The sequence below is a fragment of the Sphingomonas sp. R86521 genome (genome assembly GCF_042466235.1).
Lineage (GTDB): Bacteria > Pseudomonadota > Alphaproteobacteria > Sphingomonadales > Sphingomonadaceae > Sphingomonas.
The window spans coordinates 517,770-532,792 of record NZ_JAXHBY010000001.1; the positions used below are offsets into that span (position 1 = coordinate 517,770).

Sequence of the window (15,023 nt, forward strand, 5' to 3'; positions counted from 1 at the left end):
CTACGCTTCGAGATCAGCTCGAATTCAACGCGGCCGCGCAACCTTCCGCAACGCCCGCGACAACGAGTCGATCGAATAGGGTTTGTGCACCAGCTCGAACCCGTGCGTCCCACCCTGCGCGAGGACTTCGCTGTACCCGCTGGTCAACACCACCGGCAGCCTCGGATACAGTCGGGCGATTTCCTGACCCAGCTCGATCCCCGACATCCCCGGCATCATCACGTCGGAAAACACGATGTCGAACCGCTCCGCACCCGCCGCCAGCTCGGCAAGCGCCCTGGACCCGTCCATCGCCCAGACGGTCCGGTAACCCAGTTCGGCCAGCGCATCGGTCGCGAACATCCCGACCTCGACATTGTCCTCCACCACCAGCACGCAGGCACCGTCGCCCAGCGCCAGGGAATTGTCGCCCGCTTCGGTTGCGATGCCGTCGATGTCCTCGACCCGTGGCAGGTACATCGTGAAACTGGCGCCTTCGCCCTCGTCGCTCGTGACGATGACGCCGCCGCCGGATTGCTTGGTGAAACCGAACACCTGGCTCAGGCCCAGGCCGGTCCCTTCGCCCACCCCCTTGGTCGTGAAGAACGGCTCGAAGATCCGCTCGATGTGCTCGGTTGAGATCCCGGGTCCGGTATCGGTCAGCGTTACCGTCACGAACTCGCCCGGGGTGGCGGGATGCGACCGGATCGCCGGCATGCCCGACGTCGCTGCGACCGCGATGGTCAGCTCGCCCGCGCCCTTCATGGCATCGCGCGCATTGACCGCCATGTTGATGATCGCGGTATCGAACTGGCTGCGGTCGGCGTTGATGTAGCAGGGCTCGGACGGCAACCGGTGCGAGACCTTGATCCGCGCGCCGGTCAGCGTGCGGACCATGTCGCTCACCGTCCGCACGCTCTCGGCGACGTCGAAGACTTCGGGCTTCAGCGATTGCCGGCGTGCAAACGCCAGCAGCTGATTGGTCAGCTTGGTCGCGCGATCCGCGGTATCGGCGATCGCATCGATATACCGCAGGCGGCGTTCGTCGGACAGGTTGGGACGGCGCAACAGGTCGACCGACCCGCGGATGACGGTGAGCAGGTTGTTGAAGTCGTGCGCCACCCCGCCGGTAAGCTGGCCGATCGCCTCCACCTTCTGCGACTGGCGCAGCGCATCCTCGGCCTGCCCGAGGTCCGCGGTCCGTTCGATCACGCGCTGTTCGAGTGTCTCGGCAAGCGCACGCAGGTCGGCGACCGCACGATCGCGTTCCGCTTCGATCGTGCGTCGCTCCTCGACGTCGATCAGCACGCCGGGAAAGCGCAACGGCGTTCCGCCAGGCGCATGATCGACCCGCCCGTTCGCCTCGATCCAGTAATAGCGGCCATCGGCGCGGCGCACGCGGTATTGATGGGCATAGGACCCACCACGAGCGATGACGGCGTTGATCGCCTCCGTCAGTCCGGCCTGATCGTCCGGGTGAACCGTCGCCGTGATCTGGGCGAGCGGGATGCCGTCGCGGCCAAGCGCAGGATCCAGGCCGAATGCGCGCGCGAAAGCCTCGTCGACGGTGAACTGATCGCTCGGCAGGTCCCAGTGCCACGTCCCGATGATCGCGCCGGCCTCTAGCGCGAGCTTCACCCGCTCGACATTCTCGCGCGCCACCGCCTCGCTGATGCGCAGGCGTTCTTCACCCTCGCGCCGGGCGGTGACGTCGTTGAAGATGATCGCGATCTGGCGGTCGGCGGGGTCGCCGACCCGCACCGCGCGGACGTCGAACCACCGCTGGAACGCCTCGGCATAGTTCTCGAAACTGGTCGCTTCACCAGTCTTGGCGACATGGCCATAGGTGTCGAACCAGAACTGCTCCAGGTCCGGTGCGTGCTCGGTAACCCACTTGCCGCGCAGATCGGCGCCGGCCTGGCGCTCGAACGCCGGGTTCGCTTCGAGGAAGCGGTAATCGACCGGTTTGTCGTTCTCGTCGAACTTCACCTCGACGATCGCAAACGCCGCCTCGATGGTGTCGAAGATCGTCGCGAAGCGCTGCTGCGCTTTCTCAAGCGCTATCCCCGCAACATGCTCCTCGGTGCGATCGCGCAGGATCTTGACGTAGCCGATGTGGCGCTCCGCATGATCGTTCAGCGGCGACAGCTCGCCGCTGGCCCAGAACCGCTCGCCATCCTTGCGCAGATGCCAGCGCTCGTCGATCGCCCGACCGTTCTCGCGTGCGGCTGCCATCTCCGCCGTCGGTACGCCGGCCGCGCGGTCCTCCTCTGTGTAGAACAGCGCGATATGCTCGCCGACGGCTTCGGTTTCGGCCCAGCCGAGCACGCGCTCCGCGCCGTAACTCCACTCGTCGATCCTGCCGTCCAGGTCGGTCGCGACGATGGCAAAGTCCTTGGCGCTGTCCACGATGGCGCGCTGGCGTTCCTCGGACGCGGCGATCCGCGCCGTCGCGACACGCTGTTCTAGTTGCGTCATGACCTGCCGGGCCAGAACGCGGATCGCCTGCTGCTGTACGTCGGTCAGGATGCGGGGACGGTAATCGAGTACGCAGAGCGTGCCGACGGGAAACCCGTCCGTCGTCTTGAGGAGGGCACCGGCATAGAAGCGCAAGTGCGGGTCCCCGGTAACCAGCGGGTTCCCGGCAAAGCGCGGATCCTCGGTCGCGTCCGGCACCAGGAGGAAATCGTCCTCCAGGATGGCGTGCGCGCAGAACGAGGTATCCAGCGGAGTCTCCCGGACACCCAGGCCGACCTCGGCCTTGAAGAACTGCCGCCCGTCCGCGATCAGGTTGACGATGCCGACGGGCGCCTCGCAGATCGCAGCGACCAGCGCCGCGAGCTCGTCGAACGCCTGTTCGCGCGGGGTGTCCAGGATATCGAACTGGGCGAGCGCCGCCAACCGCTGCTGCTCGTACACGGAAAGATCGGTCATTGCGGTCCACGGATTAGCGCCTGTCGGGTGCCGTAGCATCAGTCAAAGACAGCCGCTACGCAGGTCCGTACCAGAGGACGCTACCGCTTCGCGAAGATCCGCCCCAGCAACAGGTCCGCCGCCGCGCCGATCTGGTCCGCCATCTGCTGCGGATTGATCCCCGGCTTGCCCGGCTCGGTCGGGCCCGCACCGGCCTGTGCCGACGACGTAGCAGCCTCAGGTTTCGCAGCCTCCGGCTTCGGCCCAGCCTTCGCCTCCGCAGCCTTCGCACTCTCCGCCTGCTTCCGCGCCGCATTCGCCGCGACCAACCCGCCGACCATCGCCAGCCCCGACGCGATCGCCTGCCGCCCCTCGGGCGAATTGGCGCGCTCGATCAGCGCCTCACCCTTCTTGCGCAGGTCCTTGGGCACCTTGAACCCGGCGATCTCCTTGGGAATCTTCATCTTGGGCTTCGCGCCGTCCGGCTTCTTCGTCCCAGCTTTCGTCTTGGCCATGTCATTCTCCTGTGTGTCAGGAATATAAGACACGGCCGACGCGGAACAAGCGGATCGTCATCTCGACATGCGGCTGGTTACGGTATGAGAAACGAAATGGTGGTCGATACCCATGACGGAACGGCAACGCCTTGCTTGTCGCGCGCCGGCGTATAGCGCGCGCGCCGGGATTTGACCCGACAGGCGGTCTCGTCCAATTCGCGGTATCCCGCGCTCTGCAGAGTTCTGCACGTGACGACCTTTCCGTCCGTCCCGATTTGCATCAGGATCATGCTATCCCCCTGCGATCCGCTCGATAGGGCGCCCTTTGGGTAATCGGCGTTGGTGATCATCGCGTGCAGCGGGTCCACGGGCACCGCAGGCGTCGCTATTGCAGCCAATGCCGCCGCATCGATTCCCCATCGTACCGCCAGTTCGGTCTCGCACGTCTCCAGCGCGCGGATGGCGGACGCGCCGGCCGTTGGCACGATCGATACTGCGACGCTACCGGACTCGATCGTAAGGCTCGCTGCGGCAAGCACAGCGGGCAGGTCGCTTCGGTCGATCGTGATCATAGCCGCGCGACCGCCCCCCGGCACCGCCCTTGTCTTGGCGAAGGCCGACGTGATCGATTGCCCGGATGGCGACAATGTGATCCGCGCCTTTCCGAGATACGCCAGATGCCCGGGGAAATTCTTCGGCAGCACGACGACCACGGTCGCGTGGCTGTCCAACGTCAGGGGCATGATCCCGAACCACACGCCGTCCGGTGCGGGGCCGAACTTGCGCGAAAGAATGCAGGTGTAAGGCTCGTGTTCGACCGTCCATTTTCCCGATGGCGCCAACGGCACCGCAACATCCGGCGCTGCCTGCGCGTTACCCGCCACGATCGCCGCCAATGCCCAGATCATCCCGCCCGTCATACCCGTCCCCCAACTTGCCCCCGACACTCTAGCAACCCATCTTCGACTGTCGACAGCGGGCCTCGCCCGATCTTGCCCGATCCGAACAAATATGGAACACGCTGCCCCATGCTGACTCACATTTCCGTCCGCGGCGCGCGCGAGCACAACCTCAAGGACGTCGATATCGACATCCCCCGCGACACGCTGACGGTGATCACCGGGCTGTCGGGCAGCGGCAAGTCGAGCCTCGCGTTCGACACCATCTATGCCGAGGGCCAGCGCCGCTACGTCGAGAGCCTGTCGGCCTATGCGCGCCAGTTCCTCGAGCTGATGCAGAAGCCCGATGTCGACCATATCGAGGGCCTCAGCCCCGCGATCTCGATCGAGCAGAAGACCACCAGCCGCAACCCGCGCTCGACGGTCGCGACGGTCACCGAGATCTATGATTACATGCGCCTGTTGTGGGCGCGCGTCGGCACGCCGTACAGCCCGACCACCGGGCTCCCGATCGCCGCGCAGACCGTCAGCCAGATGGTCGACCGCGTGATGGCGCTGCCCGAGGGTACGCGGCTGTACCTGCTCGCCCCGGTCGTCCGCGGGCGGAAGGGCGAGTATCGGAAAGAGATGCAGGAGTGGCAGAAGGCCGGCTTCACCCGCGTCCGCGTCGACGGCACGATCCACGAGATCGACGAGGCGCCCGCGCTCGACAAGAAGTACAAGCATGACATCGAGGTGGTGGTCGACCGCCTCGTCGTCGGTGGCGACATCGCAACGCGCCTAGCCGAAAGCTTCGAGACCGCGCTGAAGCTCGCCGAGGGCCTGGCGTATGTCGACCCCGCCGATCCGGTCGAGCCGCACACGCCGAAATCGGAGGTGCTCGGCAACAACGCCCCCGCCGGCCGCATCGTGTTCTCCGAGAAGTTCGCCTGCCCGGTCAGCGGCTTCACGATCAGCGAGATCGAACCCCGCCTGTTCTCGTTCAACGCTCCGCAAGGCGCCTGCCCGGCGTGCGACGGCCTCGGCGAGAAGCAGCTGTTCGACGAGGACCTCGTCGTCCCCAACCACGGCCTCAGCATCAAGAAGGGCGCTGTTGTCCCCTGGGCGAAGTCGAACCCGCCGTCGCCCTATTACATGCAGGTGCTGGGCAGCCTCGCGCGCGAGTTCGACTTCGCGCTCGACACCCCCTGGTCCGACCTCGCGCCCGAAATCCAGTCGCTCATCCTCCACGGATCGCAGGGCAAGCCGGTCACGCTGACCTTCATCGACGGCAAGAAGAAGTACGACGTCGTCAAGCCGTTCGAGGGCGTCATCGGCAACCTCAACCGTCGCCTGCTCCAGACCGAGAGCGCGTGGATGCGCGAGGAGCTCAGCAAGTACCAGTCCGCCGCCAAGTGCGAAGTGTGCCACGGCGCGCGCCTCAAGCCCGAGGCGCTGGCGGTCAAGATCGGCATGAAGGACATCGCCTACGCCACGCATCTGTCGGTGGTCGACGCGCTGCAGTTCTTCACCGACATCCCGACGCACCTCGGCGACCAGCAGAACGCGATCGCCGAACGCATCCTGAAGGAGATCGTCGAGCGCCTCGGCTTCCTCAACAATGTCGGCCTCGATTATCTCAACCTCGACCGCACCAGCGGCACGCTCAGCGGCGGCGAGAGCCAGCGCATCCGCCTCGCGTCGCAGATCGGCTCGGGCCTCTCCGGCGTGCTCTACGTCCTCGACGAGCCCAGCATCGGCCTGCACCAGCGCGACAACGACATGCTGCTGAAGACGCTGCGCCGCCTCCGCGATCTGGGCAACACCGTGCTCGTCGTCGAGCATGACGAGGACGCCATCCGCACCGCCGACTACGTCATCGATATGGGCCCCGGCGCCGGCGTCCGCGGTGGCCAGGTGGTGGCGCAAGGCACGCTGAAACAGCTGCTCAAGTCCAAGACCAGCATCACCGCCGACTATCTGACCGGCCGCCGCAGCGTGCCCGTCCCCGCCACCCGGCGCAAAGGCAACGGCAAGAAGCTCACCGTCCACAACGCGGTCGCCAACAATCTGCGCGGCGTCACCGCATCGATCCCGCTCGGCACCTTCTGCTGCATCACCGGGGTCTCGGGCTCGGGCAAGTCGAGCTTCACCATCGACACGCTCTACGCCGCCGCCGCGCGCGAACTGAACGGCGCGCGGATCCAGGCCGGCAAGCACGACAAGATCACCGGCCTGCAATATCTCGACAAGGTCATCGACATCGACCAGTCGCCGATCGGCCGCACCCCGCGCAGCAACCCTGCCACCTACACCGGCAGCTTCACGCAGATCCGCGACTGGTTCGCCGGCCTGCCGGAATCGCAGGCGCGCGGCTACAAGCCCGGCCGCTTCAGCTTCAACGTCAAGGGCGGCCGCTGCGAGGCGTGCCAGGGCGACGGCGTGCTCAAGATCGAGATGCACTTCCTCCCCGACGTCTACGTCACCTGCGACGTCTGCCACGGCGCGCGCTACAACCGCGAGACGCTCGAGGTGAAGTTCAAGGGCCACAGCATCGCCGACGTGCTCGACATGACGGTCGAGGACGCCGCCGAGTTCTTCAAGGCGGTCCCCCCGATCCGCGACCGCATGGCGATGCTGGTCGAGGTCGGCCTCGGCTATGTGAAGGTCGGCCAGCAGGCGACGACGCTCTCGGGCGGCGAGGCGCAGCGCGTCAAACTCTCGAAGGAACTGTCGCGCCGCGCCACCGGCAACACGCTCTACATCCTCGACGAACCGACGACGGGGCTCCACTTCGAGGATGTCCGGAAACTCCTCGAAGTCCTCCACGCGCTGGTCGAACAGGGCAACACCGTGGTGGTGATCGAGCACAATCTCGACGTCATCAAGACCGCCGACTGGATCATCGACCTCGGCCCCGAAGGCGGCGTCAAGGGCGGCGAGATCGTCGCCGAGGGCGTGCCGGAAACGGTGGCGAAGGCGAAGGGGAGCTTTACAGGGAAGTATCTGGCGCCGTTGCTGGTGAAGCGCGTGGTGGAGGCGGCGTCACAGTAATTTCTTGCGGTGCCGAGGGCTGCAGGGCTAGAACAAAAACAGGGGATATTTTCTATGGCGACTGTTCTAAAGCCGGCGGCCGCTAACGACGCACAACCACGCGATGCGCACGAGATCGTGCGGAAGCTGGTTTCGAGGGAGTTTATCTTCGGTGTAGTCGGCCCGGTCGGCTCTGGCACAAGTGAAGTAGCTGAAACGCTCGAGAACTTCCTAAGTAACGCCAGCTATGATGTGGTAATTCTGAAAGCCCGAGATATTATAACGTCTTGGGCCGACATTAGCGGCATTGTTGTGCCTGATGCGCCGAAAATGGAGCAGACTGAAGCTCTGCAGGATGCCGGTGATGCTTATCGCTTAAAGCAGGGAAGTTCGGCTGTTGCTGTAGGTCTTATCGAGAAAATCAGGCAGCATCGTGCCGCGTCGATTGGTGTCGATGTCAAGAATGGTGAAGCGGTACGTCCCGACGATAAAAAAAGAGCCTATATCCTAGACCCTTGCGAAATCCCGCTGAGGTTGAAATTTTAAGGCGTGTATATCAACAAGCTTTTTGTTTGATTGGGGTAATTTGCGACGAGGATACTCGCAAGACTCGACTAACGGTAAAGTATGAGGATGCCGGCTTAGCTAAAATTGATCTGTTTATGAAACGTGATGAAAAAGCTGAACAGAAGCATGGCCAGCAAGTATCCTCAACTTTTCATTTAGCAGACTTTTTTGTCGAAAACTCTGTGCCACGCTTTCTTCAGAATGCAGCGGATGAAAGTCGGCCAAATCCGGATTGGACTGTTGTCGATGAGCTTGGAAGGCTCGTTGACGTATTAAGTCATTCAAAAATTATCCGGCCCCGCCCAAATGAGACAGCTATGTACCATGCATATGGTGCAAGAATGAGAAGCGCTTGTTTGTCTCGCCAAGTAGGAGCCGCCTTGCTTGATCAAAAAGGAAACCTTTTGGCCACGGGTACCAATGAAGTTCCGAGGGCAGGAGGCGGTGTGTATGGCGGTTCTTTCGAAGACTTTTCTGATCAGGATCCTCATCCAGAAAGCGATCACCGGTGTGCTGTTCATGGAGGATACTGTCGAAATACGAGGTCCCAAAACGAAATCATAAAAGAACTAGTAGAAGATATTGAAGAATTCAAGGTAGAGCTCACGCCGGATTTGATTAAGCGACTTAGAGGAACTCGCATAGGTCAGCTTATTGAATTTAGCCGAGCGGTTCACGCCGAGATGGACGCACTGCTATCTGCTGCGAGAGAGGGCGTATCTACTGTAGGATCGCGTCTGTTTGTCACAACATATCCTTGCCACAATTGTGCAAGGCATATTGTTGCAGCTGGTGTTGATGAGGTTCAGTTCATCGAGCCATACCTCAAAAGCAGGGCCTTGCCGCTGCATGGAGACTCGATAACCTCAGACAAAATAGGTTGGATTCCTCCAAGTGCGTTTCATCAAAAGTCTCCATTGGAGAAGCGCGGAAAACTTCCTCAGGTTTTGTTTAGAGCATTCACAGGTGTAGCTCCGCGACTTTACCGCAAGGCTTTTTATAAGGATCGAGATCTAAAAAGCGATATTGATGGCACGATGCTGACTTCGTTTCCTGACTCGGATGGAAGCGGAGTATCTCACGTACTTCAACTTAGCTATTCACAAGTTGAAGCAATGCTAACTAATATTAGTCCGGAAAATCTAACGTGAACCGTCCAGATGTACCCTGGTTGAAGCTGGTGTACGATAGCTTAGAGATTCCTTCTTTTTCCGAGAAGGTCGACACAGAGATCCGCCAGCTTTCTTTCCCTTTCCCTGAGCCCGATATTATCGTTGTCCTGGATGTGGCCCAATTTCATTATGTCTCTTTCAAGAGCGCGTTGGACCAGATCAAGCCGAAATGGATTTTTGACATCCGGGCAGCGCCACGGATGGATCGCTTGGTCGGCGGGCGATCCCATGCGTTTAGGGAGTTCGAAAGAATCGGAAGTCGTTACATAGATATATTTGGGATTGTTGGCCTAACAAATTATAAAAAAGCCATTCATAACCCGGGTTATTGGACACCTGTAGTCGAAGAGTTTATATCATCTTCGCTCGAAAGAAGAGGGCCCTACCTAGCTTTGCTTGATGATGACATAATGATTAACTCTGTTTCTAGGCACTTCGCGTCATCTGTATCTCATGCGACTGGACGGGAAGTTTCTTTATCTCGTTTAGATGCCGAGATGCTGTAGGCGTAGGAGGGCCACACCCCATGGCATAACCGCCGATCGCGTTGCGGCAAGCATAGCTTGGCGGAGGGGGCGGGAGGGTAACACAGGCTCTTTGTCCTCCTCCCTCGGTCACCTTCGGCGCCCTTCCCCCGACAGGGGAAAACCGAGAGGGCCAAGTCCGGCTTCGCGACCTGGTTTTTAGCCCACCGCCACCACGACATACCGGGTACTCCGCCCGAGGGCGTCCTACGGTCGGCCAGTGGGCCTACTTCCTGAGAGTCGTGACCCAGGGACGGAAAACCTACACCCTCGGTCGATGGCGGCAAACGCCGGTTGCATCGGATTTCGACGCGCCGCGGCAAAGCCGCGTCGTCAGTCGTCGCTGTGGCGACGCTGGCCGAGCCCGCCGTCGTCGCGCGTTTCTTTGCTGCGCAAATAAACTTGCACGGCGGGCTGTCCTACAGACCCCGAACCGGCATACCTGTTCGATCCTCTCCTTCCGGGAAAGGATCAAACCGTGAACGACAGTTCCGACTCCGCACGCGCCGCCTTCGCTACCGTCCCGGGTACCGACTACGGCAACGACTATGGCATGACCTTCACCGACGTGCCGCTGCCCCCGGTCGCGCCGACCACCTTCGTACCCGGCGATGACGCGTTCGAGTCCGGGGACGGCCCCGACGCCCACGCGCACGTCTCGCGCCGCCAGGACGGCTGGTCCGCCGCCAGCCAGCGCGCGTTCCTCGAAGCCGTCGCGGAGGGTGCCGGTGTCGACGCCGCCGCGCGCCGCGTCGGGCTGTCCGCCGCATCCGCCTACGCCTTTCGCCGCACCGCGAAGGGCGCGACCTTCGCGCTCGGCTGGCGCGCCGCGTGCCTGGTCGCGCGCGAGGCGATCACAGAGACGCTGCTGGTCCGCGCGCTCGACGGCACCGTCGACACCATCGTCCGCGGCGAAACCGTCATCACCCGCCACAAATACGACAGCCGCCTCGCGCTCAGCCTGCTCGCCCGGCTCGATCGCCAGGCCGAGACCGCCGCCGATTCCGACTCGAAGGCCGCGCGCCTGGTGGCGCAGGAATTCGACGCCTATCTCGATCTGGTCGGCTGCGATGCGGGCCCCGCGCGCGCCGGGCTGTTCCTCGCCTGTCGCGGCGGCGGGCTGGAGGCAGGGGAGGGGGCCCACTCCGGCACCGGCCCCGATTCCGCCGACACTCGCGATCTGGCACCGCTCTATGCGCTCGCCGCCGCCGACCGCATGGTCCGCACCGGCGTCGCCACCGCCGCGGAAGTCGACATCGCCGATCTCGACGCCGCGCACCGCGCCGACTGGACCGCCGGGCAATGGCTCCGCGCCGAAGCCGCTGGGATGATCGCGATCGCCGCGCCGGCGCCGGTCGAGGGGGACGAGCCTGATGACGCAGCCGAAACCGCGCCGGCGTATCAACATCCTCAATGTTCGCGCGATCCCGACATGCCGCTGGTCTGGCAGACCGCCGAGTATGACGTGTGGCGCACCAGCTTCCCGCCGCCCGAGGATTTCGACGGCGCTGAACAGGGCGCGTTCGGCGATGTCCGCTACGAACGCGATCTCGATGCCTTCGAACTGGCCTGCATGGAGGATACCGAAGCCGTCCGGGTCGCAGCCTATCGCCGCACCGAGAGCGTCGAGCGCGACGACTTCTTCGCCGAGATCCTGGCGGCGACCTCTGACGCCGAAGCGGCCGCGCTGCTCGACGAAGCCGCCGAACAGGAACAGCCGGAACAGGGCCCGCCTGCAACCGTTAAGGATGCGCAACAGCCAGGATGCGATGATGACGAAAGCACACCACCAGTCGCCTAGGCGCCAGCCGCCCGAGCCGAAGACGCTGGGCCGCACCCTGCTCGCGACCGGCGCCGCCGCGATCGGGCTGGGCGGGGCGCTGCTGACGCTGTTCCTGAGCACGCGCAAGTCGAACCCGGCCGAGCATGCCGCGCCCGATCTCGCACCCGGCAAGCCGCATCCGGGGGCAGCCGACCGCGCCCCCGCGGCGTTCCGCCCCGATCCGACCGCGGTCCCGACCAAGGCGGAATACGACTCGCTGCGCCCTGCGACCGGCGCCGCCTCGTTCCCCGACCGCCACGACGCCGCCAGCCGCAACACCCCGGTCGGCTGACCCCAGTTTCAAGCAAGGACATAAGCATGAGCATCTTCAGCAAGATCAAATCCGCCATCTTCGGCGAGCACGGCCCCCTTGGCAGCGGCCATTTCGGCACCCCCAAGGACGCTGCTCCAGCCCCGGCTCCGGCGCCGCAGACCACCGCCGCCCAGCCAGCGCCAACCCCGGCCGCAGCACCGGCAGCCGCCCCCGCCGCTCCGGCCCAGCAGCCGGTCGACGTCGAGGCGGTCCTCTCCGGCATCGCTCAGCGCAAGTCGTCGGACCTCAACTGGCGCAGCTCGATCGTCGACCTGATGAAGCTGCTCGACCTCGACTCCAGCCTCGACAACCGCAAGGAACTCGCCACCGAACTCGGCTACACCGGCGCCAAGGACGGCAGCGCGGAAATGAACATCTGGCTGCATAAGGCGGTGATGCGGGAACTCGAAAAGAACGGCGGCACCGTCCCCGCCGGCCTCAAGGATTGATCCACCCTGCCGCCAGACCATTCCGAGCGATCGGAAAGGTCTGGCGGCTTGGCCGATCCGGTTATATTTCGGCTGGAAATGCATCGGTTTGCGGTCGATCAAGCCACCTCGGTTTGCAATTCGGCCGACAAGCGCGCATATAGTGGTCTGCTACAGTCGCACATCGACGGTTCTTGGCGCTTTGCGGCACCTTTCTCCTTCTTTCCCTGCTCCGCGGCACGCGGTCGCCCGGCACTCGGGCGGTCCCTAAACAAAGAAGGAGCCAGTCCATGGCTATCACCGGAACCGTAAAATTCTTCAACGCCGACAAGGGCTATGGCTTCATCGCGCCGGATGGCGGCGGCAACGATGCCTTCGTCCACATCACCGCGGTTGAGCGCGCCGGCATGCCGACGCTGAACCAGAACCAGCGCGTGACCTACGAGCTCGAGCCGGACAAGCGCGGCAAGCAGTCGGCCGTGAACCTCCAGCCGGCCGACTAACATCGGCTGGCGATGCGGCGGCCATGATGGTCGCCGCATCACTCTTTCGACTTTCCAGCAGGAGCTGAGCAGCATGGCCGACAACCCCGAATTCTACCGTGCCCGTGCTGACGAGGAACGCCGCAACGGCGATGCCGCCCTGCTCGACAATGTCCGCGACCGCTGCCGCCGCGCCGAAAAGGCGTGGGACGAAATGGCCAGCCGCGCCGAGCGCACGCAGGTTCTGCGCGCCGCCCGCGAAGCCGCCCCTCCTGGTGGCGAGCGCATGATGATCGGTACGCCGATGGTCCCCGCCGAATAATCCAGTCCGAATATCCAGATGGCGGGGCCGCAACCAAGCGCCCCGCCAATCGGTTGTCCGTTTTCCGAAGCGGGAGACCTTGATGCGCTACCTGATGTTGACGTTGCCACTGGCCCTTGTCGCTGGCGCTGCGCATGCCCAGTCCGTTCATCAATATTCCGCGTTGGCGCTGTCGCCAAAGGGCGACACGCTCGCCGCCGTCGAACAGTCCGACGACCCCGGCAGGCCCATCAAGGGCGCGATCGTCGTCCGCTCTGTGACCGACGGCCATATCCTTCGCCGGATCGAACCGTGCGCCAGCTGCACCCTCTCCGGCCTAACCTTCTCACCGACCGGCACGCTGGCCTATCTGTCCCGCGACAGATCCGCCGGCACAGTCGCGCTGCTACAGGACGGCCGCACCGTCGCCACCGTCCGCGGTATCGCGCAGACCCCGCGCTTCTCCCCCGACGGCAAGCGGATTGCGCTGCTCGTCACGATCGGCGCTGCGAAAGAATCCGGCGCGGTCCAGGCCGGCGTCCGCCAGATTGGCGAGATCGGCGAAACCACCGACGAACAGCGTATTGCCGTCTTCGATCTCGCGACCGGTCCCGCCGCGGCCGCTGCGCTGAAACCGGTCTCGCCCGCCGACCGCTATGTCTATGAATATGACTGGACCCCCGACGGCCGCGGCTTCGTCGCCACCACCGCGCTCGGCAATGGCGACAACAACTGGTGGGTCGCCACGCTCGACGCGATCGACGCCACCACCGGCGCGGTCCGCCAGATCGCCAAGCCCGCCACGCAGCTCAACTTCCCCCGCATCTCCCCCGACGGAAAAACGGTCGCCTATATCGGCGGCTTGATGAGCGACTTCGGCTCGGTCGGCGGCGACATCTGGACCGTACCGTTCGCCGGCGGAGCCCCCGTCAACCGCACCCCGGGCAGCAAGCAGACCATCACCTCGATGGACTGGCTCCCCGCCGGCATCCGCGCCACCAGCCTCGCCGGCGCCGAAGCCCGCGCGGTCAGCTTCGACCCCGCCAAAGGCGCCGCGAACCTGTGGTCGCGTCCCGCCAGCTTCACCGCTGGGGACGGCAGGATGGTCTACAGCGCCGACGGCCGCGTCATGGCCGGCGTCATTCAGGATTTCGAACACGCCCCCGCCATCTATGCCGGGCCGGTGGCCGCGCCGCGCCAACTGACCCGCGACAACGACTCACTGCCAGCGATGGTCAGGGCGCGCAGCGTGACTTGGACCAATGGCGGGTTCACCAGCCAGGGCTGGCTGCTCGCCCCGGCCAAAGCCGACCCTGCCACCAAGGCGCCGATGGTCGTCGTCGTCCATGGCGGCCCGTCGGCCGCCAACACGCCGTCCTATGTCAGCCGCGGCGGCCTCGCACCGCTCAGCGCCGCCGGCTATTATCTGTTCCTGCCCAACCCGCGTGGCAGCTACGGGCAGGGCGAAGCCTTCACCGCCGCCAACAAGCGCGATTTCGGCGGTGGCGATCTGAAGGATATCCTGGCTGGCGTAGACGCCGTGGAACGGGTCGCACCAATCGACGATGCCCGGCTCGGCCTGACCGGCGGCAGCTACGGCGGCTTCATGGCGATGTGGACCAACACCCAGACCAATCGCTTCAAGGCGATCGTCTCCGGCGCCGGCCTGTCCAACTGGATCAGCTATTACGGCACCAACGGCATCGACCAATGGATGATCCCGTTCTTCGGGCATTCGATGTACGAGGATCCGGCGATCTACGCGAAGCTCTCGCCGATCACCTACATCGCTAAGGCGAAGACCCCAACCTTCCTCTATGTCGGCGAGCGCGACATCGAGGTCCCGCCGACCCAGTCGATCGAATATTGGCATGCGCTGAAGGCTTTGGGCGTGCCGACCAGCCTCGTGATCTACCCCGAGGAAGGCCACGGCATCCGCGATCCCAAGAACGCTGCGGACCTGCAGACACGGACGATCGCCTGGTTCGACCGGTATCTGAAGCGGTAGATCGCCCCTCGATCGGTGCCGCGCAGGTCGGTTACCGCGGCACCTTTCGCTTTTCGCGAAAAATCACTATATAGAACGATAGCAGAACCACAGGAGCAAACCCATA

General features: G+C 63.9%; 13 protein-coding genes. 10 read left to right on the forward strand and 3 right to left on the reverse strand.

The window, feature by feature from the left end; all coding sequences use genetic code 11:
• Positions 1-24: 24 nt before the first annotated feature.
• The 3 genes from SJY20_RS02595 to SJY20_RS02605 all read right to left on the reverse strand — a co-directional run bounded on the left by SJY20_RS02595 (position 25) and on the right by SJY20_RS02605 (position 4,285).
• The gene (locus SJY20_RS02595; RefSeq protein WP_380785047.1) at positions 25-2,913 is read right to left on the reverse strand and encodes a PAS domain S-box protein; all 2,889 of its coding nucleotides are present in this window, start codon (positions 2,911-2,913) and stop codon (positions 25-27) included.
• 80 nt (positions 2,914-2,993) lie between these two features.
• A complete protein-coding gene (locus SJY20_RS02600; protein WP_380785048.1) occupies positions 2,994-3,407 on the reverse strand; it encodes a hypothetical protein in 414 nt (137 codons plus the stop codon).
• Positions 3,408-3,484: 77 nt separating this feature from the next.
• Entirely contained in the window at positions 3,485-4,285 is an 801-nt protein-coding gene (locus SJY20_RS02605) for an energy transducer TonB (RefSeq protein ID WP_380785049.1), read from the reverse strand.
• Positions 4,286-4,417: 132 nt separating this feature from the next.
• Here SJY20_RS02605 and uvrA point away from each other — a divergent pair, with 132 nt between their 5' ends.
• From uvrA to SJY20_RS02655, 10 genes are all read left to right on the forward strand, one after another.
• Positions 4,418-7,321, forward strand: coding sequence for an excinuclease ABC subunit UvrA (gene uvrA / locus SJY20_RS02610; RefSeq protein ID WP_380785050.1), 2,904 nt, complete (start codon positions 4,418-4,420; stop codon positions 7,319-7,321).
• A 54-nt stretch (positions 7,322-7,375) separates the two neighbouring features.
• Positions 7,376-7,846 carry a hypothetical protein gene (locus SJY20_RS02615; RefSeq protein WP_380785051.1) on the forward strand — a complete coding sequence of 157 codons (471 nt, stop codon included), beginning with the start codon at positions 7,376-7,378 and terminating at the stop codon, positions 7,844-7,846.
• A gap of 116 nt (positions 7,847-7,962) precedes the next feature.
• Positions 7,963-9,018 carry a hypothetical protein gene (locus tag SJY20_RS02620; RefSeq protein WP_380785052.1) on the forward strand — a complete coding sequence of 352 codons (1,056 nt, stop codon included), beginning with the start codon at positions 7,963-7,965 and terminating at the stop codon, positions 9,016-9,018.
• Positions 9,015-9,545 carry a hypothetical protein gene (locus SJY20_RS02625; protein ID WP_380785053.1) on the forward strand — a complete coding sequence of 177 codons (531 nt, stop codon included), beginning with the start codon at positions 9,015-9,017 and terminating at the stop codon, positions 9,543-9,545. Before SJY20_RS02620 ends, SJY20_RS02625 begins: the two co-directional genes overlap by 4 nt.
• 496 nt (positions 9,546-10,041) lie before the next feature.
• Positions 10,042-11,364: a hypothetical protein gene (locus tag SJY20_RS02630; protein ID WP_380785054.1), complete on the forward strand. Its 1,323-nt coding sequence runs from the start codon at positions 10,042-10,044 to the stop codon at positions 11,362-11,364.
• Positions 11,336-11,677, forward strand: coding sequence for a hypothetical protein (locus SJY20_RS02635; RefSeq protein ID WP_380785055.1), 342 nt, complete (start codon positions 11,336-11,338; stop codon positions 11,675-11,677). Before SJY20_RS02630 ends, SJY20_RS02635 begins: the two co-directional genes overlap by 29 nt.
• Before the next feature lie 26 nt (positions 11,678-11,703).
• Positions 11,704-12,147 carry a DUF3597 domain-containing protein gene (locus tag SJY20_RS02640; protein WP_380785056.1) on the forward strand — a complete coding sequence of 148 codons (444 nt, stop codon included), beginning with the start codon at positions 11,704-11,706 and terminating at the stop codon, positions 12,145-12,147.
• A gap of 269 nt (positions 12,148-12,416) precedes the next feature.
• Positions 12,417-12,629, forward strand: coding sequence for a cold-shock protein (locus SJY20_RS02645; protein ID WP_031394996.1), 213 nt, complete (start codon positions 12,417-12,419; stop codon positions 12,627-12,629).
• A 73-nt stretch (positions 12,630-12,702) separates the two neighbouring features.
• Complete coding sequence (locus tag SJY20_RS02650; RefSeq protein WP_147083772.1) at positions 12,703-12,930, forward strand: hypothetical protein; 228 nt, start codon at positions 12,703-12,705, stop codon at positions 12,928-12,930.
• Between the two features lie 82 nt (positions 12,931-13,012).
• On the forward strand, positions 13,013-14,917 hold the full coding sequence (locus SJY20_RS02655; RefSeq protein WP_380785057.1) for a prolyl oligopeptidase family serine peptidase: 1,905 nt from the start codon (positions 13,013-13,015) through the stop codon (positions 14,915-14,917).
• Positions 14,918-15,023 lie beyond the last annotated feature (106 nt).